20 protein-coding genes are annotated in these 24874 nt (G+C 70.9%); 5 read left to right on the top strand and 15 right to left on the bottom strand.

Annotated elements, in window-relative coordinates; translation table 11 throughout:
• Positions 1-209: 209 nt before the first annotated feature.
• The 6 genes from galK to AC07DC_RS37215 form a co-directional block, all read right to left on the bottom strand.
• On the bottom strand, positions 210-1352 hold the full coding sequence (gene galK / locus AC07DC_RS37240; RefSeq protein WP_478919106.1) for a galactokinase: 1143 nt from the start codon (positions 1350-1352) through the stop codon (positions 210-212).
• Entirely contained in the window at positions 1349-2380 is a 1032-nt protein-coding gene (galE, locus tag AC07DC_RS37235; protein WP_478919143.1) for a UDP-glucose 4-epimerase GalE, read from the bottom strand. Before galE ends, galK begins: the two co-directional genes overlap by 4 nt.
• A gap of 8 nt (positions 2381-2388) precedes the next feature.
• Positions 2389-3432: a galactose-1-phosphate uridylyltransferase gene (gene galT, locus AC07DC_RS37230; protein ID WP_478919105.1), complete on the bottom strand. Its 1044-nt coding sequence runs from the start codon at positions 3430-3432 to the stop codon at positions 2389-2391.
• A 272-nt stretch (positions 3433-3704) separates the two neighbouring features.
• Positions 3705-4391 (bottom strand): response regulator transcription factor, encoded by a 687-nt coding sequence (locus AC07DC_RS37225; protein ID WP_478919104.1) that lies wholly within the window; start codon positions 4389-4391, stop codon positions 3705-3707.
• Positions 4392-4718: 327 nt separating this feature from the next.
• Entirely contained in the window at positions 4719-6482 is a 1764-nt protein-coding gene (locus AC07DC_RS37220; RefSeq protein WP_478919102.1) for a hypothetical protein, read from the bottom strand.
• Between the two features lie 167 nt (positions 6483-6649).
• The gene (locus AC07DC_RS37215; RefSeq protein ID WP_478919101.1) at positions 6650-8455 is read right to left on the bottom strand and encodes an ABC-F family ATP-binding cassette domain-containing protein; all 1806 of its coding nucleotides are present in this window, start codon (positions 8453-8455) and stop codon (positions 6650-6652) included.
• Positions 8456-8629: 174 nt separating this feature from the next.
• Here AC07DC_RS37215 and AC07DC_RS37210 point away from each other — a divergent pair, with 174 nt between their 5' ends.
• Entirely contained in the window at positions 8630-8968 is a 339-nt protein-coding gene (locus AC07DC_RS37210) for a hypothetical protein (RefSeq protein ID WP_478919100.1), read from the top strand.
• A 25-nt stretch (positions 8969-8993) separates the two neighbouring features.
• Positions 8994-9314 carry a hypothetical protein gene (locus AC07DC_RS37205; protein ID WP_478919099.1) on the top strand — a complete coding sequence of 107 codons (321 nt, stop codon included), beginning with the start codon at positions 8994-8996 and terminating at the stop codon, positions 9312-9314.
• Between the two features lie 133 nt (positions 9315-9447).
• Here AC07DC_RS37205 and AC07DC_RS37200 read toward each other — a convergent pair whose 3' ends face one another.
• The 5 genes from AC07DC_RS37200 to AC07DC_RS37180 all read right to left on the bottom strand — a co-directional run bounded on the left by AC07DC_RS37200 (position 9448) and on the right by AC07DC_RS37180 (position 14297).
• Complete coding sequence (locus AC07DC_RS37200) at positions 9448-10404, bottom strand: 4-(cytidine 5'-diphospho)-2-C-methyl-D-erythritol kinase (RefSeq protein ID WP_478919098.1); 957 nt, start codon at positions 10402-10404, stop codon at positions 9448-9450.
• A complete protein-coding gene (rsmA, locus tag AC07DC_RS37195) occupies positions 10401-11291 on the bottom strand; it encodes a 16S rRNA (adenine(1518)-N(6)/adenine(1519)-N(6))-dimethyltransferase RsmA (protein WP_478919097.1) in 891 nt (296 codons plus the stop codon). Before rsmA ends, AC07DC_RS37200 begins: the two co-directional genes overlap by 4 nt.
• 79 nt (positions 11292-11370) lie before the next feature.
• On the bottom strand, positions 11371-12837 hold the full coding sequence (locus tag AC07DC_RS37190) for a ubiquitin-like domain-containing protein (protein ID WP_478919095.1): 1467 nt from the start codon (positions 12835-12837) through the stop codon (positions 11371-11373).
• Between the two features lie 163 nt (positions 12838-13000).
• Positions 13001-13879 (bottom strand): TatD family hydrolase, encoded by an 879-nt coding sequence (locus AC07DC_RS37185; protein ID WP_478919094.1) that lies wholly within the window; start codon positions 13877-13879, stop codon positions 13001-13003.
• 70 nt (positions 13880-13949) lie between these two features.
• Positions 13950-14297 (bottom strand): hypothetical protein, encoded by a 348-nt coding sequence (locus AC07DC_RS37180; RefSeq protein WP_478919092.1) that lies wholly within the window; start codon positions 14295-14297, stop codon positions 13950-13952.
• A gap of 216 nt (positions 14298-14513) precedes the next feature.
• On the opposite strand from AC07DC_RS37180, the gene AC07DC_RS37175 reads away from it, so the two are divergent.
• Positions 14514-15185, top strand: coding sequence for a TetR family transcriptional regulator (locus AC07DC_RS37175; protein WP_478919090.1), 672 nt, complete (start codon positions 14514-14516; stop codon positions 15183-15185).
• 70 nt (positions 15186-15255) lie between these two features.
• Here AC07DC_RS37175 and rsmI read toward each other — a convergent pair whose 3' ends face one another.
• Positions 15256-16194: a 16S rRNA (cytidine(1402)-2'-O)-methyltransferase gene (gene rsmI / locus AC07DC_RS37170; RefSeq protein WP_478919088.1), complete on the bottom strand. Its 939-nt coding sequence runs from the start codon at positions 16192-16194 to the stop codon at positions 15256-15258.
• A 323-nt stretch (positions 16195-16517) separates the two neighbouring features.
• Here rsmI and AC07DC_RS37165 point away from each other — a divergent pair, with 323 nt between their 5' ends.
• Complete coding sequence (locus AC07DC_RS37165) at positions 16518-18326, top strand: dolichyl-phosphate-mannose--protein mannosyltransferase (protein ID WP_478919141.1); 1809 nt, start codon at positions 16518-16520, stop codon at positions 18324-18326.
• Between the two features lie 82 nt (positions 18327-18408).
• On the opposite strand, the gene AC07DC_RS37160 is transcribed toward AC07DC_RS37165, so the two are convergent.
• The gene (locus AC07DC_RS37160; protein WP_478919086.1) at positions 18409-19590 is read right to left on the bottom strand and encodes a hypothetical protein; all 1182 of its coding nucleotides are present in this window, start codon (positions 19588-19590) and stop codon (positions 18409-18411) included.
• A 294-nt stretch (positions 19591-19884) separates the two neighbouring features.
• Here AC07DC_RS37160 and AC07DC_RS37155 point away from each other — a divergent pair, with 294 nt between their 5' ends.
• On the top strand, positions 19885-21504 hold the full coding sequence (locus AC07DC_RS37155; RefSeq protein WP_478919084.1) for a penicillin-binding transpeptidase domain-containing protein: 1620 nt from the start codon (positions 19885-19887) through the stop codon (positions 21502-21504).
• Between the two features lie 24 nt (positions 21505-21528).
• Here AC07DC_RS37155 and AC07DC_RS37150 read toward each other — a convergent pair whose 3' ends face one another.
• Positions 21529-22773, bottom strand: coding sequence for a serine hydrolase domain-containing protein (locus tag AC07DC_RS37150; protein WP_478919083.1), 1245 nt, complete (start codon positions 22771-22773; stop codon positions 21529-21531).
• Positions 22774-22896: 123 nt separating this feature from the next.
• Positions 22897-24720 carry a glycoside hydrolase family 6 protein gene (locus AC07DC_RS37145; RefSeq protein WP_478919081.1) on the bottom strand — a complete coding sequence of 608 codons (1824 nt, stop codon included), beginning with the start codon at positions 24718-24720 and terminating at the stop codon, positions 22897-22899.
• Positions 24721-24874: the final 154 nt, after the last annotated feature.

Here is a 24874-nt window from a genome sequence, read left to right as displayed (position 1 = left end):
AGAAGCGTAGGGGCCGGGACCGCCAATGGCGCCCGATTGGCAGAAGTCGGTGGGAGCAGCGGATGCATTCGGCCAACACTTGGGGCGCGCGGGAACGTTGGTGCTTCGGGTCCACGCCGGTTTCCGGCCAGACCGTGTTTGAAAACGGCCGGACCGGCGAACGGACGGACGACAGGATCCCGTTACAGGCGGCGGGTTACAGGCTCCCGTTACAGGCGCCGGGCGCCCGCCGACGGGACCGCCGTGAAGACCCGCGGCTCCTTGTGACCGGCGGCGGCGAAGGCCGAGACGACCGCTTCGGTGATCTTCTCCGCGGCGTCGCTCTCCGCGAGGACGATGGCCGAGCCGCCGAATCCGCCACCCGTCATCCGCGCACCCAGCGCACCGGAGGCGTTGGCGGTGTCGACGACGAGGTCCAACTCGGCGCAGGAGATGCGGAAGTCGTCGCGCAGCGAGATATGACCTGCCGTCAGGACGGGCCCGATGTCCCGGGTGCGACCGGCGTCCAGCAGCTCGATGACCTGCTCGACACGGTGGTTCTCGGTGACGATGTGGCGGACGAGGCCCAGCAGACCGTCGTCGTTGCCGCCCGCACGCAGCCGGTCGAGCGCCGCGGCCAGGCCGTCGTAGGGAATGTCGCGCAGCGCGGGGACCCCGAGCGCGGCGGCGCCCGCCTCGCACCCGGCACGGCGCTCGGCGTACGAGCCGTCGCTGTGCGCGTGCTTGACGCGGGTGTCCACGACGAGCAGCCGCATCCCCTCCGCGGCGAGATCCAGCGGAACCTGGCGCTGGGAGCCGTCGCGGGTGTCCACGAACAGGGCGTGCCCCGCGGTGCAGCAGGCGGACGCCGTCTGATCCATGATGCCGGTGGGAGCGCCCACGTAGACGTTCTCGGCGCGCTGGCACAGCAGCGCCATCGCGGGCCGTTCCAGGCCGAGTTCGTGCAGGTCACTGAGGGCGAGGGCGGTGACGACCTCCAGCGCGGCGGACGAGGACAGGCCGGCGCCGGTGGGCACCGTGCTCTCGTAGTGGATGTCCGCGCCGGTGAGCCGGTGGCCCGCCTCGCGCAGCGCCCACACCACACCGGCCGGGTACGAGGCCCAGCCGTCGTCCCTGCCGGGCGCCAGCTCGTCGAGGCGCAGTTCGACGATGCCGCCGGGCATGTCGGCGGAGTGCAGCCGCAGCAGACCGTCGTCGCGGCGCGCGACGGAGGCGACGGTGGTGTGCGGCAGCGCGAACGGCATCACGAAGCCGTCGTTGTAGTCGGTGTGCTCACCGATCAGGTTCACCCGGCCGGGGGCGGCCCACACGCCCTCCGGGGCGGCGCCGAACACCTTCTCGAACACGGTCACTTGGCGGTCTCCTGATTCTCCGGGCGCCGCGGGCGCTCCGTAACCTCTGTAGCCTCTGCACGCTCCGCGCGCTGCGCGAACTCCCACGCGTCGCGGACGATGTCGGCCAGATCCGGCCGGGACGGACGCCAGCCGAGGACCCGGCGGGCCCGGTCGGCGGAGGCGACCAGTACGGCCGGATCGCCACCGCGGCGCGGGACGGTGACCTCGGGGACCGGGTGGCCGGTGACCTGCCGGACGGTCTCGACGACCTGGCGGACGGAGAAGCCCTCCCCGTTGCCGAGGTTGCAGATCAGGTGCTCGCCCTCGGCACCCGCCGTCAGCGCCAGCAGATGCGCCTGCGCGAGGTCGGCGACGTGGATGTAGTCGCGGACGCAGGTCCCGTCGGGGGTCGGGTAGTCGTCGCCGTAGACGGAGATCGCCTCGCGGCGGCCCTGCGCGACCTGCAGGACCAGCGGGATGAGGTGCGACTCGGGGTCGTGCCGCTCGCCGATCATGTCCCCGGAGAGCGCGCGGTACGCGCCGGCCACGTTGAAGTACCGCAGGGAGACTGCGGAGAGCCCGTGCGCCGCGCTCTCCCCGGTGATCATGTGATCGACGGCGAGCTTGGTGGCGCCGTACGGGTTGGTCGGCGCGGTCGCGTCGTCCTCGGTGATCGGGACGGACGCCGGCTCGCCGTAGGTCGCGGCCGTGGAGGAGAACACGAGCCGGCGGACCCCGCACTCGCGCATCGCGGCGAGCAGCTCCATGGTGCCCGCCACGTTGTTGCGCCAGTACTTGCCGGGATCGGCGACCGACTCGCCGACCTGCGAGGAGGCGGCGAAGTGCAGCACGGCGTCGTAGGAGGAGTCGAGCACCTTGCCCGCGTCCTGGATGCGCCCCTCCACGAAGGCCGCGCCGGCCGGAACGCCCGCGCGGAAGCCCGTCGACAGGTCGTCCAGGACGGTGACCCGGTGGCCGGCTTCCAGCAGGTGCGCGGTGACGACGCTGCCGATGTAACCGGCGCCGCCGGTCACCAGGACCTTCATGGGGGTGCTCACTGGCTCGCTACCTCTCGCAGTCGCTGTGCCGCGGTTTCCGGTGGCACGTCGTTGATGAACACACTCATGCCGGATTCGGAACCCGCGAGAAACTTCAGCTTGCCGGAAGTGCGGCGGACGGTGAAAAGCTCAAGGTGCAACGCGAAGTCACGCCGGTCGGCCGCCCCGAAGGGCGCCTGGTGCCATCCGGCGATGTACGGCGTGCGCGGTTCGCCCTCCCCGAAGATCCGGTCGAAGCGCTTCAAGAGTTCCAGATAGACATGTGGAAACTCTGTGCGCGCGTCCTCGTCGAGCCCCAGCAGGTCCGGCACCCGGCGGTTCGGGTAGAGGTGCACCTCGTAGGGCCAGTGCGCCGCGTACGGGACGAACGCCGTCCAGTGCTCGCCCTCCAGGACGATGCGGCGGCCGTCGGCGCGCTCTCCGGCGAGCACGTCGTCGAAGAGATTGCCGCCGGTGCGCTCCCGGTGCTCGGCCAGCGAGCGCAGCATCAGCTCGGTGCGCGGGGTGGTGAACGGATACGCGTAGATCTGGCCGTGCGGATGGCCGAGGGTGACGCCGATCTCCTTGCCGCGGTTCTCGAAGCAGAAGACCTGCTCGACGCCGGGGAGTTGGGACAGCTCGGCGGTGCGGTCGGTCCATGCGCCGAGCACCAGCCGGACCTGCTCGGGGGTGAGGTCGGCGAACGAGGCGTCGTGGTCGGAGGTGAAGCAGACGACCTCGCAGCGGCCGGCGTCGCCCGCGAGGGAGGGGAAGCGGTTCTCGAAGACGGCGACGTCGTAGTCGGCGGCCGGGATCTCGCTGAGCCGGCCGTCGCGCGACGGACACAGCGGGCACTCGTCGGCCGGCGGGTGATAGGTGCGGCCCTGCCGGTGGGAGGCGATGGCGACGGTGTCGCCCAGCAGCGGATCGCGGCGGAGCTCCGAGGACGTGGCGACCGCGTCCAGCGGGCGCCGGTCCACGGCGTCGCGCACCGCGTCGTCGCGCGAGTCGTAGTAGAGCAGCTCACGGCCGTCCGCCAGGCGGGTTGTCGTCTTCTTCACTCCGGAGGCCCCTCACCAAACTCACTCAACATAACCGCGCACAATGAATCACAACACAACAGTCGCGTCAATGCACGGGCCAGGACACGACGAGATGACCGCTGTGGCAGAAGCGACGGGCGAGGAGAGGGCGGGACGACATGGCGATGCCCCCGCGCGGGGCGCGGGGGCATGCGAGGGCCGGGTGGTCCGGCAGGGGCTCAGGGGCTACCGGGGACCCAGGGGCTATGGGGGCCCAGAGGTACGGGGCCCACGGGCTGCGGCGCGGGCGGTCAGGCTCCGGAAGGGAGGCTCCCTGCCGTGACCCGGTCCAGCAGCCCCGTACGGGCGGCGAGCGCGGCGGCCTCCAGCCGGGAGCCGACGCCGAGTTTCATGAGCACCCGCTGCACGTGCGTGCGCGCGGTGCTGGGAGCGATGCTCATCCCGGCGGCGATCAGCCGGGTGTCCTCGCCCTCGGCGACCCGCATCAGCACCTCTATCTCGCGCGGGGTGAGCATCTGCAGCAGCCGGCTGCCCTCGTCGTCGGGCTCCTCCACCGGATTCAGCAGTTCCGCGAACGCGCTCTGCAACAGCTGCGGAGAGACCGCGACCTCACCGGCCCTGGCCTTCACCATCGCCCGCTCGACGCCCTCGATGCGCTCGTCCTGCCGCACATAGCCCGAGGCACCGGCCGCGAACGCCGCCGCGATACCGCGCGGGCTCGGTACCGGCCCGAGAACGACCACGGCCACCGCCGGCCGCTCGCGCTTGACCCGGGAGACGGTCTCGAACACCCCCGGGTCGGCCGGGGCCGACGTACCGATCAGACACACCTCCGGCGACCTGCTCAGTACGAGATCCGCTGCTCCCGCCGCCGGCGAGGCCGCGGCCAGCACCCGGTGTCCGCGCAGTTTCAGTGCCGAGGCGAGCGCCTCCGCGAGCAGCCGGTGGTCGTCGATGACGACAAGACGTACGCCCATGTCGCGTTCCCCTATCCCCCTGAGGACCGATCGGGACCGGCCCCGGCGGCTCCACGTCCTGCCCCCACATGTACGTAGCGCACGGCCCGCCCGATGTACCGGCGGTGACCCACGGCGGGCCCGGGTCTAGCCCCGGAAGCTACACGTTTGTTCGACGCGGCGCGCCCCTTACCGGTAAGAAGCACCCCTCAATTCCGAAATACCCGTCATTGATGGCCGGTTCACACCCGGGGCCGTCTCATCGTGCACAAGACGGGCCCACAACGGGACTGGTGTCTCGTTATGGGCCCGTCAGTGCGGTGCTGGGGCTTTACCCCGGCCGGTGGCTCAGCTGAAGTCGGCGATCGCCAGCGCCGACAGCGAGTCCCGGGCGGAGATGGTGACGCTGGTGAGGAAGAAGTGCCCGTTGTGCAGCCACGCGTAGCTGTACGTGTCCAGGAACTCGTTCTCGGTCTTCTTGGTGTCACCGGTGAACACCATGTACGGCGTGTTCTTCTGCGTCGTCGGGTCCATCGCGTAGAGCCCGCCGGGCTTGTCGTACCCCGACTTCTGGTACGCGATGACCTTGCCGTTCTCGATGCCGACCACGTCCGACTCGCCGGAGACGGCCGGCTTGACGGTCCACATGGGCTTGCCGGTCTTCAGGTCGATGGCCGCGATCTCGTTCGTCTGACCGTAGGAGGCGCCTTCGGCCTTGTGCGACTTCGTCGGGGTGTAGAGCGTCGTGCCCTGGATGGCGAAGTTGAAGCAGGGGCCCTCACCGGCGATCCGGCAGTGGATCCCGTAGTTGCCCTGGTAGCCGCCGTTGCCCAGCGAGGTGTGGCCGACGAGCTTGCCGCCCTCCAGGTACATGAGGTCGGACATCAGGCTGTTGGTGGCGCCGATACCGACGACCACCGGGTCGGTGGACACGATGCTGGAGAGCTCGGTGCCCGCCGACACCTGCCAGGACCAGGTGTTCTTGTATGTCGTGGTGTCGACGCCACGGACGTAGACCTCGTTGCTGCCGCACTCGACCACGGCGACGAGCTGCTTGCCGCCCGCGTAGCTCTTGTCCTGACAGCTCGACGACGGAACGGGCGCCCAGACCTGCGCATGCGTGCTGAGCTTGTAGCCGGCCGAACCGTGCAGCCAGGAGATCGCCGCGACATCGCCACTGACCGCGACCGTCGAGTAGAGGAAGGTCGAGCTGCTCGAACCCGGCGCGATGGGCAGCGGCACCTCCCAGAGCTTGGTGCCCTTGGAGATGTCGACGGCCATCAGCATCTCGCAGTTGGCGCCGAACTGGATCGCGACCCGGTTGTCGGAGACGTCGTCCGACGCGGGGCAGGACTTGCCCGTGAGCGGGATCGACCACTTCTCCGCGCCGCCGTTGAGCGCGTACCCCTTCACGGAGTCCGGCAGCGTCTTGACGACGGTGTCACCGCTGAACCAGGTGTTCGGCACCCGGGCGGTGATCTCGTCCACGGGCGGCCGCACAGCGGTCTTCGTCCAGGCCACCTTGGCGTTGATGACGCCCTGCGGCTTGCTGTCGGTACCGCCGCTGGCGCCGCCGTTGGCACCGCCCGAAGTCTGGTCCGCCACGGGCTTCTTGTCGCCGTCGCCCTTGGTCGCGAACCACACACCGCCGCCGATGACCAGCACCGCGGCGACCACCGCGGCCACGATGACGACGAGCTTGCTGTTGCCACCGCCCTGACCGCCGCCCTGCGGCGTGTAGACGGTCTGCGGGGGCCCTTGCGGGTTCTGCGGGTAGCCGTACTGCGGCGGCTGGCCGGGCGGCGGCACCTGACCGGGCGGCGGCGTCTGCGGGTAGCCGTACTGCGGCTGGGGCTGCTGCGGCGCCGGCTGCGCGTACGGGTTCTGCCCCGGCGGCACCGGCTGCGCGTACGGGTTGTCCGGCACCTGGCCCGGGGGCGGGGTCTGCGGATAGCCGTAACTCTGCTGGCCGTAACTCTGCTGGCCGTAACCCTGCTGACCGGGCGGCGGACCCTGCGGGGGCTGACCCTGCGGGGGAGGCGGAGGCGGCACAGCGCCCTCGGGCTTCCCGAAGTTGGGCGGGTTGCCGGGCGGCGGGGGCGGCTGCGTCATCAGCAGGTCCTCATTCAGGCAATACCAGTAAGGGTCAGGTAAGCGGGAGTTCTCTTTCTATCACTGCGCCCCTGCCGCCCCACGCGCCGGTCCACGACCGTTACCCGCCCGCTACAAGCCCCACACGCCGGGGCGCGCACGCCCCGGCGTCGACGGCTCGCGCCGTCCTACTCGTCGTCCGCCAGCTCCAGCCAGCGCATCTCCAGCTCGTCGCGCTCGTCGCGCAGCGCGCGCAGTTGCGTGTCCAACTTGGCGACGAGGTCGAAGTCGGTCGAGTTGTCCGCGATCTGCGTGTGCACCTTGGCCTCTTCCTGGCCGATGCGGTCGAGCCGGCGCTCGACCTTCTGCAGCTCCTTCTTCGCCGCGCGCTCGTCGCGGGACCCGGCGGCTCCCGCCGTCTTCCCCTTCGCCGCGACCGGCGCGGGCGCCGAGTCCGCCGCGATGCGGCGGCGGCGCTCCAGGTACTCGTCGACCCCGCGCGGCAGCATGCGCAGCGTCGAGTCGCCGAGCAGCGCCCAGACGTTGTCGGTCGTGCGCTCCAGGAAGAACCGGTCGTGGCTGATGACCACCATCGAGCCGGGCCATCCGTCGAGGACGTCCTCCAGCTGCGTCAGCGTCTCGATGTCGAGGTCGTTGGTCGGCTCGTCGAGGAACAGCACGTTCGGCTCGTCCATCAGCAGCCGCAGGATCTGCAGCCGGCGCCGCTCGCCACCCGACAGGTCACCGACCGGCGTCCACTGCTTCTCCTTCGAGAAGCCGAACTGCTCGCACAGCTGGCCCGCCGTCATCTCCTTGCCCTTGCCGAGGTCCACGCGCTGCCGCACGCTCTCGACGGCCTGCAGCACCCGCCACGTCGGGTCGACCTCCGAGACCTCCTGCGACAGGTAGGCGAGCTTGACCGTCTTGCCCACGACGATCTTCCCGGCGGGCGGCTGGTCGTCCCCGCGCGAGTACGCGGCCTGCGCCAGCGCCCGCAGCAGCGACGTCTTGCCGGCGCCGTTCACCCCGACCAGGCCGATCCGGTCGCCGGGACCGAGCTGCCACGTCAGATGCTTGAGCAGCACCTTGTCGCCGCCCTGGATCGTCACGTCCTCCAGCTCGAAGACGGTCTTGCCCAGCCGCGAGTTGGCGAACTTCATCAACTCGGCGCTGTCGCGCGGCGGCGGCACGTCCGCGATCAGCTCGTTCGCGGCCTCGATGCGGTAGCGCGGCTTGCTCGTCCGCGCGGGGGCGCCGCGGCGCAGCCACGCCAGCTCCTTGCGCATGAGGTTCTGGCGCTTGCCCTCCTCGGTGGCCGCGCGCCGGTCGCGCTCGGCCCGCGCGAAGACGTAGTCGCTGTACCCGCCCTCGTACTCGTGCACGTCACCGCGCTGCACGTCCCACATCCGGGTGCAGACCTGGTCCAGGAACCACCGGTCGTGAGTGACGCAGACCAGCGCGGAGCGCCGGGTCTGCAGGTGCCCGGCGAGCCAGGCGATGCCCTCGACGTCGAGATGGTTGGTCGGCTCGTCGAGCACGACCAGGTCCTGCTCGTCGATCAGCAGCTTCGCCAGCGCGATCCTGCGCCGCTCACCACCGGACAGCGGCCCGATCACCGTGTCGAGCCCCTGCGGGAACCCCGGCAGGTCCAGCCCGCCGAACAGCCCGGTCAGCACATCGCGGATCTTGGCGTCCCCGAGCCACTCGTGGTCGGCCTTGTCCCCGACCACCTCGTGCCGGACGGTCGCCTGCGGGTCCAGGCTGTCGTGCTGCGTCAGCACCCCGAGCCGCAGCCCGCCCACATGCGTGACCCGCCCGCTGTCCGGCTCCTCCAGCTGCGCGAGCATCCGGATCAGGGTCGTCTTCCCGTCACCATTGCGGCCGACGACCCCGATACGGTCGCCCTCCGAAACGCCGAGGGAAACACCGTCGAGCAGCGCCCGGGTGCCGTAGACCTTTCCTACGGCCTCGACGTTGACGAGGTTGACGGCCACTTTTACTCCATGCTGGTGCGGAACGATCGATCTCCCAGGGTAGTCGCGCCGCCCGCCACCCCGTGCCGCCAGCCCCTCCGGGGCCTGCGGACCGCTGCCGCGGCGGCTGTACTCACCCCGGGTTGAGTAGCCCCACTCATGCCGCCCGCCCGGTTGCGGCCTAGCGTCATCGGCATGACCGTCCCCGTGATCACACCTACCGCACGACCCCCGCTACCACTGGTCCGCGGGCTGCTCGCGGTGCTGCTCGTCGTCGTCGGCCTGATCACCTACCTGCTCGCGCCCATGTTCGTCATGGCGAGCGACTCGTGCTTCCCGGACTCCCACAGGGGCATCTGCGACCCGGGCCGCCAGAACCTCGTCGGCCTGCTCCCCCAGATCGCCGCCCCACTGATCGTGACGGCCGGCCTGATCGGCACCCTCCGCCGCAACGGCACGGCGTTGGCGGCCGTGCTGGGCCTGATCCTGCTCCTTGCCGTATGGATCACCAACGCGATGCTGGCTGCGGCTTAGGGGACGACCCGTTACCGTGCCGGTCGTGACGCGCAGAGAGATCGTCGAGCAGGGTGTACGTGTGCTGGGTGTGGCGGTCGTCTGTCTGTGCTCCCTCATCGGACTGACCGCCGTGTCACTGATGGGCCTGTCCGTTGCGACCGAGTGCAATCCGGGCGACCACGCCCTCTGCAACGGCTGGGGTAGGGCCGTTCTGTCCCTCGGCCCGATGGCAGTCGCTCTGGCGGCGGCAGCCGTGGGCAGCTACGGCGCGATGTCCCGCCGCCCGTGGCGGCCGGCCCTCTGGGCCATCGCGATGGGAGCGCAGTTCACGGTGTGGGTATTGGTGGCGAGGATGTACGGCTGAGGTTCAGACGGTTCGCGAAGTCCCGGCCGGCGGGGGCCGGCGTACGAGCAGTGCGGAGTGCGCTTCTGCGTCGCTTCGCGCCTTGACCCCAGCCATCCACCGGCGCCGCGCCCCGGCGCCCCACCCGGCAACCTCAGGCCGGCAGGACCGTTGCTCCCGGGGCCGGGGACATCGTGACCCGGGTGGTGCGGCAGGTGCCGGAGGCCAGGACGGCTTCGGCGATCTTTTCGGCTTCTTCGGCTGTCGCCGCCAGGAAGGCGCACGTCGGGCCCGAGCCGGAGACCAGTGCGGCCAGCGCGCCCGCCTCGGTGCCGGCGCGGAGGGTGTCGGCGAGGGCGGGGCGCAGCGAAAGCGCGGCCGGCTGCAGGTCGTTGCTCAGCGCGGCGGCCAGCGCGGCGGGGTCGCCGGAGGCGAGGGCCTCGAGCAGCGCCGGGGCCGGTTCCGGGTCGGCGATGTCGGCCGTGGTGGCGCCCGTGCCGGACGCTTCGCGCAGCCGGTCGCACTCGCGGTAGACGGCCGGGGTGGACAGGCCGCCGTCCGCGACGGCGAAGACCCAGTGGAACGGTCCGCGCACGTCGAGCGGGGTGAGGATCTCGCCCCGGCCGCGTCCGAGCGCGGCTCCGCCGATCAGGTTGAACGGGACGTCGCTGCCCAGCTCGGCGCAGATGTCGAGGAGTTCGGCCCGCGGGGTGTTCAGCCCCCACAGGGCGTCGCAGGCGAGCAGCGCGCCCGCGCCGTCGGCGCTGCCGCCCGCCATGCCGCCCGCGACGGGGATGTCCTTGGCGATGTGGAGGTGAACGTCGGGCTCGATGCCGTGCCGCGCGGCGAGCGCGACGGCGGCGCGGGCGGCCAGGTTCGTCCCGTCCAGGGGGATCTCGGCGGCGTCCGGGCCGGACGCCGTGATCCGCAGGCTGTCGGCGGGGGTGGCGGTGACCTCGTCGTACAGGCCCACGGCGAGGAACACGTTCGCCAGGTCGTGGAATCCGTCGGGCCGCAGACCGCCTACGGCGAGCTGCGCGTTGACCTTGGCGGGGATCCGCACGGTGACGGAGGCAGCGGCAGAGGCGGGCGAAGGGGTCTGCACGCTCACTGCGCGTCCTCCGCCGCGACGGCCGCGGTCGGCTTGTGCTCCGCGATGGCCGCGAACTCCTCGACCGTCAGCGCCTCGCCGCGGGCCTGCGGCGAGATGCCCGCCGCAACGAGCGCGGCCTCGGCCGCGGGGGCGGAGCCCGCCCAGCCGGCGAGCGCGGCCCGCAGGGTCTTGCGGCGCTGGGCGAACGCCGCGTCGACGACCGCGAAGACCTCACGCCGGGTGGCCGTGGTCTTCGGCGGCTCACGGCGCGCCAGCGCGACCAGGCCGGAGTCGACGTTGGGCGCGGGCCAGAAGACGTTGCGGCCGATGGATCCGGCGCGCTTGACCTCCGCGTACCAGTTCGCCTTCACCGAGGGCACGCCGTAGACCTTGTTGCCGGGCTTGGCGGCCAGCCGGTCCGCGACCTCGGCCTGGACCATGACGAGGGTGCGTTCGATCGTCGGAAACGTCGCGAGCATGTGCAGCAGCACGGGCACGGCCACGTTGTACGGCAGGTTCGCGACCAGCGCCGTCGGCGGCGGCCCCGGCAACTCCGTGACCTGCATCGCATCGCTGTGCACCAGCGCGAAGCGGTCGGCGCGGGCGGGCATCCGGGCCACGATGGTGGGGGTGAGGGCGCCGGCGAGGACGTCGTCGATCTCGATCGCCGTGACGCGGTCGGCCGCTTCCAGCAGCGCCAGCGTCAGCGATCCGAGGCCGGGGCCGACCTCGACGACGGTGTCGTCCGGCAGCACACCGGCCGTCCGCACGATGCGCCGCACCGTGTTCGCGTCGATGACGAAGTTCTGGCCCCGCTGCTTGGTGGGGCGTACGCCCAGCGCGGCGGCCAGTTCGCGGATGTCGGCGGGACCGAGGAGGGCGGCGTCGGGCTCAGTGGTGCTCACGTACTCAGCGTACGGGCCCGGCAGCCGCCTTCCGGCCGGGCCCCGGCCGGGCGGAGCGCCCGCCGGGACCTCGCGGGACTCAGCCGCCGAGCTTGCGGCCGCAGACCGGCCACGGGCTGGAGCCGCGCTGGATGTAGAGCCGCTTGGCACGGAAGGTCTGCTCGCCGGCGGGAGCGTCCTGGGGGCGGCCGCTGCCGCCGAGGCTGTGCCAGGTCCGGGTGTCGAACTGGTAGAGGCCGCCGTAGGTGCCGGACGGGTCGACCGCGTGCGGGCGGCCGCCGGCCTCACAGTGCGCGAGGCCCTGCCAGTTCAGACCGTCGGCTCCGGCCACCGAGGTCGGCAGCGGTTTGGTGCCGATGCGGACGACCTGGGTGACGGGATGCCTGACGATCTCGGAGTGGATGATCCTGGGCCGCTGCTTCACCCCGTTGACCGTGCGGAAGGCGTACGTGACGCGCCGGACGCCCGCCTTCCCCGGGGTGTCGACGGCCTCGGTGCCCTGGAACAGCTTGGCGTCCTTGTGTTTCTCGGTGCGGAACCGCACCGGCTCCTCGCGCACCTCCTCGGTGCCGGAGATGCGCAGCACCGAGATGGTCTGGCCCTCGCGGGGGAAGCTCTCCGGGTCGACCGACGTGGTGTCCTGGTTCCGCAGGGTGATGCCGGACTGGGCGACGGCCTCGCGGACGGTGGCGGCGTTGGTGCGTACCGTCCGCTCGCGGCCGTCGGCGAGCAGCGTGACCGTCCGCTCGGTGCGTACCTCCAGGTCGAGGCCGTGCCGTCCGATCGAAGAACCGCGCGAGGCGGACAGATGAGCGCCTTCGGCGCGGACGCCGAGCTCGCGCAGGGCCTCGTCGACGGTGCCGGCCGTGGTCCACACCCGGCGGCGGTGGCCGTCGAGGGTGAGCGTGACGGGGCGGCCGAACCGGACCTCGATGTCGTCGCCGTCGTGCACTTCGGCCTGCGGCCCGGGCACGACGAGGTCGTGCTCGCCAACGGCCACCCCCTGCCGCGCCAGCACCTCACCGACGTCGTCGGCGAAGGTGTGCAGGGTGCGTGGCTCGCCGTCGACGGTCAGCCGGACGTCCTTGTCACCGGCGAGGAACGCGACGGTCCCGCCCGCCAGGAACGCGACGACGAGCGCCTGCGGCAGCAGCTTGCGCAGGGAGTCGGGCCGGAAACCCTCACCCGGGGAGGCCGTGAAGGCCGGTCCCATGCGTCTGCCGTTCCTGGCGGCCCGGCGCGCGGCGGCCCTGGTGCCGACCGGGACGCCCGCCGGCACGTCAACGCGGGTGTCTCCTGCCAGCAGGTCAACGCGGGTGTCCAGCGGCGCGCCGATCGGTGCCGGTTCGCCGATCGGCGCCGGTTCCTGGTCCGGGATCAGCGGGAGGCAGCCGGTCGCCGCCGCCTCGTCGGCCCACGACGAGTTCGGTACCGCGTCCCAGTCGGACTGCTGCGGCAGCCGGGTGCCCCCGGCCCCCGCCGCGGCTCCCGTCACAGCCCCTGCCACGCCGCGTGCCGCTCGGTGGGTGCCCTGCGCATTGCTCACGACGACTCCACAGGTCCGACGGTCCCCGATCCGGACCGGGACCATAGCGGAGCTTTCGTCACTCTCCAAAATCATCCGTGCACACTGCGTCGCGGCCACCGGGATGCCGGATCCGCCGGAGACGGTCGGCAGGACCGTCCGGACGGCGTTCCGGGCGTAGCCGTCAGTAGCCGAAGGCCCGTGCCGTATTGGCCCCGATGGCCGAAGCCAGCTCGTCCTCGGGGAGCTGCTTCGCAGCCGCCATCGCACGCAGAGTGACCGGAATCAGGTAGGGCGCGTTAGGCCGACCGCGGTACGGGACCGGCGTGAGGAAGGGCGCGTCCGTCTCGACCAGCAGCAGTTCGAGCGGGGCCACGGCGACGGCGTCCCGCAGGTCCTGGGCGGACTTGTAGGTGACGTTGCCGGCGAAGGACATGTAGTAGCCCTTGTCCGCGCAGGTCCGGGCCATGGCGGCGTCGCCCGAGTAGCAGTGGAAGACGACGGTGTCGGGCGCGCCCTCCTCGTCGAGGATGCGCAGCACATCGGCGTGCGCCTCGCGGTCGTGGATGACGAGCGCCTTGCCGAGCCCTTTGGCGATGTCGATGTGGCGGCGGAAGGAGTACTGCTGGGACTCGACGCCCTCGGGGCCGGTGCGGAAGTAGTCAAGGCCGGTCTCGCCGACGCCGCGGACCTGGGGAAGTGCGGCGAGCGCGGCGATCCGGTCGAGAGCGTCGTGCAGGGCCTTGTCGCCGCCGGGGGTGCGGGCGCCCTGGCGGGACCAGCCGTCCGGATCGCCGTGGACGATCCGGGGCGCTTCGTTGGGGTGCAGGGCGACGGTGGCCCACACGTTCGGGTGCAGGGCGGCGGTGTCAGCGGCCCACTGCGAGCCCTTCAGGTCGCAGCCGACCTGGATGAGGGTCGTGACCCCGACGGAGGCGGCCTTGGCCAGAGCCTCCTCGACCGGCCCTTCCTGCATGTCGAGGTGGGTGTGCGAGTCGGCGACCGGGACCCGCAGCGGCTCGGGCGCCGGCGGGGCCGCGGACTTCTCGTTCTTCGGGGACATGCCCCGATCCTATGAAGACCGGCCCGGGGAGCGGGCCGGCGGGAGGCTGGAGGCGTGCGCTGTGCGGCGGTCAGGCGGTGTCGGTCTCCCCGTGCCGGCGGTGCAGCATGTGCAGCAGGGACCAGTGGTGGGTGCGGTGCACTTCGCGCTCACCGGCGGGGGTGCTCCACAGCGACACGTCGGACACCTGACCCGACCGCATGATCCGCACCTTGTGCCCACCACAGTTCAGGCAGGTCGGGCGGGTGAGCGGGGACGGTACCTTCTCACCGGCGGTGGTGTAGGTGACGAAGGCCTGACCCTTCACGTCGACGTGGTGCTCGATGTCGTACGACTGCTCCCAGCCGTGGCCGCAGTTGAGGCAGGCGAAGGCGTACGCCTCGGAGACAGTGGTGTCGGATCCGACGATCTCGCTCATGGCAGCTCCTGTTGCCCTCCGGACGAGGCGTCCGGAGCGGGTCTTCCCACCTACCAGCGAACGCCTTTCCGGCCGATACCGCAGCAGGGGTATACGACTCTTGGGGCAGATTTGGGCTGTATGTGGGTAGTGCGCGACTTTCCTTTGCCCTCGTCCGAGTTTAGGCGCGTGACGCACGTCACGACACTTAATAATGTCGTGCATTAGAATCTGCCCATGGCGCGAACATCAGGACCCGAGACCCGCCGCAAACTGCTCCGTGCCGCCGAGGAACTCTTCGCGGTCAAGGGCGTCGACGGCGCGCTGACCCGCGACATCACCCGTCTCGCGGGCCAGTCCAACCCCTCCGCCGTGCAGTACCACTTCGGATCGCGGCAGGGCCTGCTCGAAGCCGTCATGGCCGGCCGGCAGGAGCGGACGGAGGCGGCGCTCGCACCCCGGCTCGCCGAGCTGCTCGCGGCCCTCGAAGCGGGGGCGGAGGCGGGAACGGGGGGTGAACCCGCGCCGGGCCTGCGTGAGCTGCTCGCCGCGCTCATCGCCGCCGAGGCGACCGAGCTCGCCACCGACGGCGGGCGGCGCTGCCTGCTGATCTCCGCACAGCTCAGCCACGAGAGCGGCGTGCGCACCCGCGTCCCGCACCCGACGCTCGCCGGCACCGGCTACTGGCGGCTCATCGGCCTCATCGAGGACCGCCTCGACCGGCTGCCGGAGCCGGTACGCCTGGAACGCCTCGACCTCGCGCTCACCCTGATCGGCGCGGCCCTGGGCGACCGGGCCCGCCAGTACCTCGACGGCACGCGCCCGCTCACCAACGAGCCCCTGTTCCTCGCCGACCTCGTCGGCACGACCACCGCCCTGCTGCGCGCCCCCACGCCGCGCCAGCAATAGCCCCGACCCCGACTCCACGAAGGGGAGGCGCGCGGGGGTCCGGTTGTCAGGCCCCCGCAGTCGGCCGGTTTCAGGCCCCCGCAGACGCTCCCGGGCCCGTGGGCGTTTCCGGTCCCGTGGGTGTTCCCGGGCCCGTCCCCGCCGCCTTGGCCGCGTTCTTCGCCGCCACCACCGCGTCGAAGACGTCGCGCTTCGGCAGGCCGAGCTCCGCCGCCACGGCCACGATGGCCTCCTTGCGGCGCTCCCCCGCCTCCTCGCGCACCATCACACGGCGGACCAGCTCCGCCGGGCCGAGATCCGACGGCCCCCGCTCCGGGGCGCCCTCCACGACGACGGTGATCTCGCCGCGCACGCCCTCCGCGGCCCAGGCCGCCAGCTCCTTCAGCGGGCCGCGCTTGATCTCCTCGTACGTCTTCGTCAGCTCGCGGCAGACCGCCGCACGGCGGTCCGCGCCGAACGCCTCCGCCATCGCGGCCAGCGTGTCGTCGATCCGGTGCGGCGCCTCGAAATACACCAGCGTGCGGCGGTCGTCGGCCACCTCACGCAGCCGCGCCAGCCGCTCGCCCGCCTTGCGGGGCAGGAATCCCTCGAAGCAGAACCGGTCGACGGGCAGCCCGGAGAGCGCGAGCGCGGTCAGCACCGCCGACGGGCCCGGTACCGCCGTGACCCTGATGCCCTTCTCCACGGCCGCAGCCACCAGGCGGTAGCCGGGGTCGGAGACCGACGGCATGCCGGCGTCCGTGACGAGCAGGACGCGGGCGCCGTTCTCCAGCGCCTCGACCAGCTCGGGCGTGCGGGCGCTCTCGTTGCCCTCGAAGTACGAGACGACCCGGCCGGTCGTGTGCACCCCGAGGCCCTGCGTCAGGCGGCGCAGCCGCCGTGTGTCCTCCGCGGCGATCACTTCCGCCGCGGTCAGTTCGGCCGCGAGGCGCGGCGGCGCGTCCTGGATGTCGCCGATCGGGGTCCCCGCCAGAACCAGTACGCCTACGCCTGCCGCTGAGCTAGTCACGGTCATAGCTTCCCACCCACCCACCCTTTGCCCTCAATCGGCGGGCGGCCTGACATCGGGCCTCAAGCTCCCCCAGCTACCGCTGGGAGGTGCCCCCAGGCGGGCCGGCGTGCACCCGGCTTCAACTGTCGGCCGGGCTGAAAGGGCGGATCCGATCGCCGACCTGGCCACGGCGGGCCTCAAACGCCGCCCCATACGGTCAGGCCTCGCCGCACGGCGACGGGGTGGCGCCCCGGAGGGAAAAAGGCCGCTTCGTGGGGGTCGCAGGGGCGGTCGAGGGTGGGTTTGAGGGTGGAATCCGCATGCCCGGGACCCGAACCGGCATGCGACATCCCTACGATGGCCCGGTGACCAGTGACACCGCGACTCAGGCCGAACGGGGCGAGGGCCTCCTCCCCCCGGAGCCGCAGCCCAGCGCATGGCAGCGGCGGCTGCGCCGCTTCGGCTATACGGAGCGGCCGCACGTGGACGTCCGCGACCGGCTCGTGGTGCCGTTCCCGGAGCCGGGGACCCGGCTGTGGGGTTCGCTGGGCCTGGGCCCGGCGGCCGCGTCGCGGGTCGCCCGCCTGACAGGATGGGGCGGTCCGCTGCTGGTGGCGCTGATGGCGGGCCTCATCCGCTTCTGGCACCTGGGCACTCCGCACGCGGTGATATTCGACGAGACGTACTACGCGAAGGACGCGTGGTCGCTGCTCAAGCTGGGCTACGAGGGCACCTGGCCCGACGGCAAGATCTCCAATGCGCAGATCCTGGCCGACCCCCAGATCATTCCGCTGTCGCACGATGCCGGCTATGTGGTGCACCCACCGGTCGGCAAGTGGGTCATCGCCGTCGGCGAGCAGCTCTTCGGCCTGAACCCGTTCGGCTGGCGGTTCATGGTCGCGCTGCTCGGCACGCTCTCGGTGCTGATGGTGTGCCGGATCGGCCGCCGGCTGTTCCGTTCCACCGCGCTCGGCTGCCTGGCCGGCCTCCTGCTGTCGGTCGACGGCCTGCACTACGTGATGAGCCGTACGGCACTGCTCGACCTGGTCATCATGTTCTTCGCGCTGGCCGCGTTCGGCTGTCTGGTCGTGGACCGCGACTGGTCGCGGGCCCGGCTGGCGGCGGCGCTGCCGGTCGGCGAGGACGGCGTGGCGGGCCCGGACCGCCGGGTCGGGGACCGCGGCGGCATGGGCTGGCGGCCGTGGCGGCTCGCGGCCGGGCTGTTCCTGGGCCTGGCGTGCGCGAGCAAGTGGAACGGCCTGTACTTCCTGGCGGCGTTCGGGCTGATGACGGTCCTGTGGGACGCCGGCTCGCGCCGGGTCGCGGGCGCCAGGCGGCCGTACGTGGCGGTGCTGCGCAAGGACACCGGCTGGGCGTTCCTGTCGGTCGTGGTCGTCGCGGTGACCACGTATCTGGTCTCCTGGACCGGCTGGTTCGTGACCAAGGGCGGCTACGGCCGCGACTGGGCGGCACACCGCAAGGGGCTCTCCCCCGACCACATCAAGCTGCCGCTGCTCGGCCGGATCGACCTGCCGCAGTTCGACATGACGTGGATGCCGGACGCGCTGCGCAGCCTGTGGCACTACGAGTTCCAGGTCTACCAGTTCAACATCGGCCTCTCCACGCCGCACATGTACCAGTCGAACCCGTGGAGCTGGATGGTCCTGGGCCGCCCGGTCTCCTACTTCTACGAGTCGCCGAAGAACGGCGAGGCCGGCTGTACCGCGGCCAAGGGCTGCGCCCGCGAGATCCTCGCCATCGGCACCCCGCTGCTGTGGTGGTCGGCCTGCTTCGCGCTGCTGTACCTGCTCTTCCGCTGGGGCTTCCGCCGCGACTGGCGGGCGGGCGCCATCGTCTGCGCCGCGTTCGCCGGCTGGCTGCCCTGGATGATGTACCAGGACCGCACGATCTTCCTCTTCTACGCGGTCGCCTTCGTCCCCTACCTCTGCCTGGCCGTCGCGATGATGGTCGGCGCGATCCTGGGCCCACCGGGCGCGGACGAGCGCCGCCGAATGTGGGGCGCGGTCGGCGCGGGCACGCTCGTCCTGCTGATTGTCTGGAACTTCATCTACTTCTTCCCGATCTACACGGGCATGCCGATCTCGATGGACGACTGGCACGCCCGCATGTGGTTCGACGCCTGGATCTAGCCCCACAATCGCCCCGATGCCGACTCGCGAAGGTCACCCTTCACGGTCGGCATCGGTCGTTAGTGGTCATGAAGGGCACGGTCTACATATCAGCCGCAGCCTGGGACCCGGGGTTGGAACCGCTTGGGGAAGTTCCGCTCTGGCCGGCCGCAGGCGGGGGACTCCCTGGTCCACGCACCTCTTCCAGCACCATTTTCCCGCGCCGGTCAACGAATTTCGTGAACAGCTCCTGCGAGTACCCGAAGATGATGGCCCAGGCAATGATCTGCGCGGATGAGTCGAGTGCACTGAGACCCGGAACAAATCCACCACGCATGAGGAGAAGTCCCCCAACAGCGGTCAGTGCGCCTGCCGGCAGCTTCAATGCGGCCAAAGCAACCGGTACCCCATAGGAAGTAGCTGTACCGCCGATCTTCCGCAGGCCCGAGGCCGAGGCGAGGCTTGCCGCTACGAGGCCGGCGACTTCAACAATAAAATAGTCGGCATTTGACGTGACCTTCGCGAAGTTATCGTCCAAATCTGGGGAGGGAGGCAACCGATCACTTCCCGCAGGGCAGACCACCTCATAGCCCACTGGTGACTTTCCCAGAATCTGCACTTCTGACGCGATGGGTTCCGTAGACCGCACTGGGTCGAAGCAGAGTGGTACCGCGTCCGGCCAGACCGCGGCAAGCACTCCGACACTCACCGCCAGAAAAAACAGGAAGCCGGTCACCATCCACACGATGCGCACAAAGCTACCGGCGCGCAGCTTCTCACGGAGACTGACCGCCTGAGCGGCTTCGACCGCCTCGGTGATCTTTACCACGTCTTCAGGCGTCAATTTATCGCGCTGTCGGTGTCGGATACCCTCGACAGATTTCCTGCGTTCGTCATCGGAGGCAAGATGCTCCCTGATGACCGCAAGCAGGCTGGGCAGATACGGCTTGATGGTCTGGGGAGATGAGATGAAGGATTTCACCCAGAGCAGCCGAGCAGAATTGAGGTGGATCTGAGCAGAAGTTACATGCGACCCAAGGGGAGTCCTGCGATGTTTGTCAAAGTCGAGCAACTGGTCTGCGGAATGTAATTCACCACGCGCCGCCACCATCAGCTGTTTTACGTTGACGTCCTCGTCCTCGGAAAGTTCAGCCTCTCTGGATTCTACGAAAGCCGTCATTTTGCGAATATTGGCGCGGCCCTCTTCGCTGAGCTCCCAAGAATGCCGCTCCCGCCGGCGTTCCAGCCGCCACTCGCGCAGACGCTCAAGGTATTTATCAGTCATTTTCCCCATACTGCCCTCACTGCCCGGACAGAATGGATAAATCACACCGGTTAACCCATAGGGTGCATCCTGCTCACTCGCACGGGTGACCGGGTGCTACAAGCCATACGCTGCCGGCCAAGACCTCGTCCGAGTGGACCCGGAGGGCTGAGCAGTGTGGCCGGTTCTGGACCATTGGTCCGAACCTGATATCGACGCGTGCCCGGAATGAGACCCCTCGCGTCACTGCCGTCCCGTAAAGTGCGATGAAGAGCGCTTTCTTTGAACGCGTTCAGTTCACGAGGGGGACGGGAAATGCAACGGGGTGCCAAGCTCGGCATAGTCGGCGGGGTCGTCGCCGGGATGCTCGGGGTCGCCGGGTACGGGGTCTACAACGTGCTGGACGCGCTCAACAGCGACAACACGTCGTCGACGGGGTCCGCCGGTTCGGCGAAGAGCGCGGGACCACCGGCCGCCAAGGAGATCACCGACACCGCGGCCGACTTCCTGGCCGCCTGGTCCTCGGGGGACACCGCGAAGGCCGCGAGCCTCACGGACTCCGTACAGACCGCCACCGCCGCCCTGACCGGGTACAAGGACAAGGCGCACGTCTCGGCCGTCAAGTTCACCCCGGGCACCGCCGTCGGCGCCAAGGTGCCGTTCAACGTGGCCGCCACGCTCTCGTTCCAGGGCAAGACCTCGCCGTGGACATACGACTCCACCCTCACCGTCATCCGTGGCGCGAGCGGCAAGCCCGTCGTGCAGTGGAAGGCCGCCGTCGTGCACCCGAAGCTCGCGGAGGGCGCGAGCCTGGAGACCGGCACGGCCAGGCAGCCCACACTGGACTTCACCGACCGGCACGACAAGGTCCTCGACCCGGTCAAGTACCCGTCCCTGGGCCGGTTCTTCACCCAGCTGCGGACCAAGTACGGAGCCAAGGCGTCGGGGGGCACCCCCGGTGTCGAGACCTGGATCGACGGCGCGGACGGCGCCGTGACCGAGACCCTGCACGTCATCACCAAGGGCATCGGCAGCAAGTTCCCGACCACCCTGGACGCGGACATCCAGGCGGCCGCGGAGAAGGCCGTCCTGAAGCGGTCCGGTTCCGCCGTGACGGCGCTGGACTCGCGCACCGGTGGGATCCTGGCCGTCGCCAACAACCCGGCGACCGGCCAGAACCTGGCCTTCGGCACGCAGATCGCGCCCGGATCGACGTTCAAGGTCCTCACCGCGGCGGCGCTGTTGAAGGCGGGCGTCAAGCCCGGCGACAAGGTGCCCTGCGCGCAGCAGTACGCCGCCCCGCAGGGCAAGCCGTACACGAACGTGGAGAAGAGCTCGAACCCGCAGGCCGACTTCCGCTGGGACTTCGCGAACTCCTGCAACACCGGCTTCGTCAGGCTCTCGGGGGAGATCCAGCCCGACACCCTCCCGTCCGTCGCCAAGGACAGTTTCGGCATCGGCCCCACGTGGAACTGCGGTGTGCAGTGCGTCGAGGGCAAGGTGCCCGGCGGCAGTGGGGACGAGAAGACCTCGGAGATGATCGGTCAGGGCCAGCTCCAGATGAACCCGCTCACCGTCGCCTCGATCGGGGCCACCGCCTCCACCGGCAGCTTCCACCAGCCGAGGATGGTGCCGCTGGACGTGATCGGCGCACCGGTCGCCAAGGCCGGCGGGCTCTCCTCCGGCGTCACCAACGACCTGCGGTCGATGATGCACACCACCGCCGTCAGCGGAACCGCCGCCCAGGCGATGAACGGTCTGCAGGGCAGCGGTTGCGGCGCCAAGACCGGTTCGGCGGAGGCCGGCGCCACACAGCCCAACGGCTGGTTCATGGGCTACTGCGACAACGTGGCGGTGGCGGCCGTCGTCCTCAACGGCGGCCACGGCGGCGACTCCGCCGGCCCCATCGTCGCGGCCGTCCTCAAGGCCTCGTAACCCGCGCAACCGGCGCAAGCCCCGCTACCGCAGCGCGGCGAGGCACTCCCGTACGGCCCGGACCAGGGCCTGGGCGCGGGGGTCGGAGGTGACGTTCTTCTGCATGCCGTTGGTGATGTAGCCGAAGCCGATGCCCGCGTCCGGGTCCGCGAAGGCCAGCGGGCCGCCGCGGCCGGGGTGTCCGAACGAGGCGGGGCCGAGGAACGGGGAGGCCGGGCCGTGCAGCATGTAGCCGAGGCCGAACCGGGTGTTGACGACCAGGACCTCGTCCGGCCCGTCGGACTCGACGGTGCGGGCGCCGGTGACGGTGGCGGGGGCGAAGAGCATCCGGCCGTCGGCGTCGCTCTCCTGGTACCCGTCCACGTTGCCTATGAGGGCCGCGTAGAAGCGGGCCAGTGAGCGGGCGGTGGCGATCCCGTTGGAGGCCGCGAGTTCGCCGGCCCGGTAGGCCGGGTCGTTCTCGTCCGGGAGCGGGGTGATCGCGGCGAAGGCCCGGCGGGTCAGGGAGTCCGGGTTCGCGTAGGCGTCGTGGACGGACTGCTTGGGGCGGGCGCGCAGCCCGTTCGCGGCGGCCGCGGGCGGCGGCGGAACGTCGGCGATCCGTCCGACGCGGTGGGCCTCGCCGGGCGGCAGGCCCACCCACAGGTCCAGGCCGAGCGGCCGGGTGATCTCCTCGGCGATGTACCGGCCGAGGCTGCGCCCCGAGGCCCGCAGGACGATCTCGCCCAGCAGCCAGCTGTACGTCTGGGCGTGGTAGCCGTGGGTGGTGCCCGGCGCGAAGAGCGGGGCCTGCGCGGCGACGGCGCGGGGGCCGGACACCCCGTCGAGGGCCTGCTCCGGGGTGAGGGGCACATCGAGCGCCGGCACGCCGGCCCGGTGCGCGAGGACGTCGCGTACGGTCACCCGGTCCTTGCCCGCGGCCTTGAACGCCGGCCAGTACGTACCGACGGGCGCGTCCAGGTCGAGCTGGCCGCGCTGGTGGAGCAGGAGCAGGCAGGCCGCCGCGGGGCCCTTGGTGGCGGAGCGGACGACCTGGGCGGTCTCCTCCTGCCAGGGCTCGTCCCCGTCGGGACCGGCCGTCCCCGCCCACAGGTCGGCGACCTTGCGGCCGTCGCGGTAGAGGGCGAAGGCCGCGCCGCGGTCACCGCGCTGCTCGAAGTTGCGTGCGAACGCCTCGCGGAGCGGCTCGAAGCCGTCCGTCACCGTCCCGTGGACGTCCACCACCGTTGTCGCTCCCGCTCCGCGCCCGACATGAATCCGCACCCCCATGGTGCACGGCGCGTCCCCACATCCCAACCCCGCCCTGCCCCGATACCTTCCGGGAACGCGCAGGGGCCGCGCCCCGCTCGTGGAATCCGAGCGGGGCGCGGCCGGTACCGGGACCGGGAGCGGTCAGAGCGCCGGGTAGGCGTTCTTCATGAGCTCCTGGAACTGGGCGGAGAACCAGTGGCCCCCCAGCGGCGCGTTCGGCAGCGCTCCGCTCATGCTGTTGCCGTTGCGACCGTTGCCGGTGTAGGTCGGGTCACACATCCGGTCGAATCCCTTGCCCTCGTCGTTCGGGATCACGCTGCTGGCACCGTCGGACTCACCCGGCGGCTTCACCCACACATAGGCGTCGATCCCGGGTGCGGGAGCCGCCGTCGGCCGCTCGCCGAGACCGGCGCCGGACTGGTTGCACCAGTTGCCGAGGTGGATACGGCGGTCGAGCCGGCCACCGTTGACGTACGTGTCCACGGAGGTCGTCGCACCCGGGCCGGTGGGCCGGGCCGCGCCGCCCCAGCCGTTGCGGGAGGTGTCGATCAGCATGCCGAGACCGGAGTTGAAGCCGGTCGTCACCAGGAGGCTGCGCAGCGCCTGGGCGTAGGTCTGCTCGTCGACGTACTGGTTCCAGTCCACCCACTTCGACTGGCGGACGGTCGTGCCGTTCACGCTGTCGGTGACCTTGAAGAACGGCTCGGTCGTCGCGCCGTAGTTGGCGGTGTTGACGATGAAGCCCGCCACGTCGTTGACGGTGGCGCCGCCCGTCGTCGCGGCCTTCAGGAATTCCTGGGCGGCCGGGCCCATGTTGGTGTCCCAGCCCAGCCAGCCGTGGTGCCCGGCGTCGAGGTAGTTGTAGACGTTGGAGATCGCGCCCAGCTTGTGCAGCGCGTAGCCCACGCCGGCCTCGTAGTTGCCGTTGGCCTTCATCGTCGCGCACGCCTCGGTCGAGCCGGCGGTGCCGCCCGCGTTGGTGACCAGGTTCGGCAGCGAGTCCGGCTCGACGACCGTGACGATGCGCAGCGCGGCGTAGGCCGGGTCGGCGATGATCGCGGTGATCGGGTCGATGTACTCGGTCTTGTAGCGGCCGATATCGGTCGCGCCGAGTTCACCGTTGGAGGCGAGCGCCGCGCAGTCCCGGCCGGGCAGGTCGTAGATGACCAGCTCGATGGTGAGCGGCTGTCCCGCGGCCTGGGTGACCGCCTTGTTCAGGTGGGCGCGCAGGCCCATGCCGCCGCTCACGCCGTTGATCGCGGCGATGCGGTCGAGCCAGACGGCGGTCGGCTGGTTGGCGATGCGGCTGCCGCCGGCCTCGGCCGCGGCCTTCGCGGACCACTCGGGGTTGACGTAGCCCTTGGCGCCCGCGAACGGGTTGTCGACCCGGGTGCCGGGCGGCGGGGTCGTCGGGGGCGTGGTGGGCGGTGTGGTCGGTGGGGTTGTGGGGGGTGTGGTCGGCGGCGTCGTGGGAGGAGTGGTGGGGGGTGTGGTCGGCGTGCCGCCGTTGCAGGCGACACCGTTGAGGGTGAAGGCGGTGGGGCTCGTGTTGGTGCCGGTGTAGGAGCCGTTGAAGCCGAAGTTCGTGGAACCGCCGGTCGCCAGGGTTCCGTTGTACGACAGGTTCTTGGCGGTGACCGCGGCGCCGCTCTGCGCGATGTCCGCGCTCCAGCCCTGGGTGACCTTCTGGTTGCCGGCGAAGGACCAGCCCAGCGTCCAAGAAGTGACCGCGGGTCCGGTGTTGGTGACGGTTATCTGGGTGGTGAAACCGGTGTCCCACTGGTTCTGCACCGTGTAGGCGACCGTGCATCCGGCTGCCGCGTCCGTGGCGGCCGAGGCACTGGTGGCGGTGAACGCCGCCGCGGTCCCGCCCGCGGTGGTGATGAGGAGACCTGCGGCCAACACTGCCGTACGGCGGTGTCGTGGCGGTGGTAGCTGGCGTGGCTGTTGCGCTGCGGCTCTCATGTGCGGACTACCTCCGGGGTGGGGGTGAACTTTCAAGTCGTCGAGGGAGGTGGTGCGTTGATGCCTGTTTCGGTTACACGCTCTTAACGTGGGAGCGCTCCCATAGTTGAGCGTTGACCAAGTCCTGTCAACGCTTCGAACAGAACCGCCGCCA

This window comes from Streptomyces sp. NPDC045021, assembly GCF_056432645.1.
Note: the sequence above shows the minus strand (reverse complement) of the source record. Positions and strands in the feature narration are given on the sequence as shown.

What these genes read in the sequence shown, in the direction of transcription:
- galE (WP_478919143.1), bottom strand. Translation starts at nt 2,380, where the DNA reads ATGAAGGTCCTGGTGACCGGCGGCGCCGGTTACATCGGCAGCGTCGTC.
- AC07DC_RS37225 (WP_478919104.1), bottom strand. Translation starts at nt 4,391, where the DNA reads ATGGGCGTACGTCTTGTCGTCATCGACGACCACCGGCTGCTCGCGGAG.
- AC07DC_RS37220 (WP_478919102.1), bottom strand. Translation starts at nt 6,482, where the DNA reads ATGACGCAGCCGCCCCCGCCGCCCGGCAACCCGCCCAACTTCGGGAAG.
- AC07DC_RS37210 (WP_478919100.1), top strand. Translation starts at nt 8,630, where the DNA reads ATGACCGTCCCCGTGATCACACCTACCGCACGACCCCCGCTACCACTG.
- AC07DC_RS37185 (WP_478919094.1), bottom strand. Translation starts at nt 13,879, where the DNA reads ATGTCCCCGAAGAACGAGAAGTCCGCGGCCCCGCCGGCGCCCGAGCCG.
- AC07DC_RS37180 (WP_478919092.1), bottom strand. Translation starts at nt 14,297, where the DNA reads ATGAGCGAGATCGTCGGATCCGACACCACTGTCTCCGAGGCGTACGCC.
- AC07DC_RS37175 (WP_478919090.1), top strand. Translation starts at nt 14,514, where the DNA reads ATGGCGCGAACATCAGGACCCGAGACCCGCCGCAAACTGCTCCGTGCC.
- AC07DC_RS37165 (WP_478919141.1), top strand. Translation starts at nt 16,518, where the DNA reads ATGCGACATCCCTACGATGGCCCGGTGACCAGTGACACCGCGACTCAG.
- AC07DC_RS37160 (WP_478919086.1), bottom strand. Translation starts at nt 19,590, where the DNA reads ATGACTGATAAATACCTTGAGCGTCTGCGCGAGTGGCGGCTGGAACGC.
- AC07DC_RS37155 (WP_478919084.1), top strand. Translation starts at nt 19,885, where the DNA reads ATGCAACGGGGTGCCAAGCTCGGCATAGTCGGCGGGGTCGTCGCCGGG.
- AC07DC_RS37150 (WP_478919083.1), bottom strand. Translation starts at nt 22,773, where the DNA reads ATGGGGGTGCGGATTCATGTCGGGCGCGGAGCGGGAGCGACAACGGTG.
- AC07DC_RS37145 (WP_478919081.1), bottom strand. Translation starts at nt 24,720, where the DNA reads ATGAGAGCCGCAGCGCAACAGCCACGCCAGCTACCACCGCCACGACAC.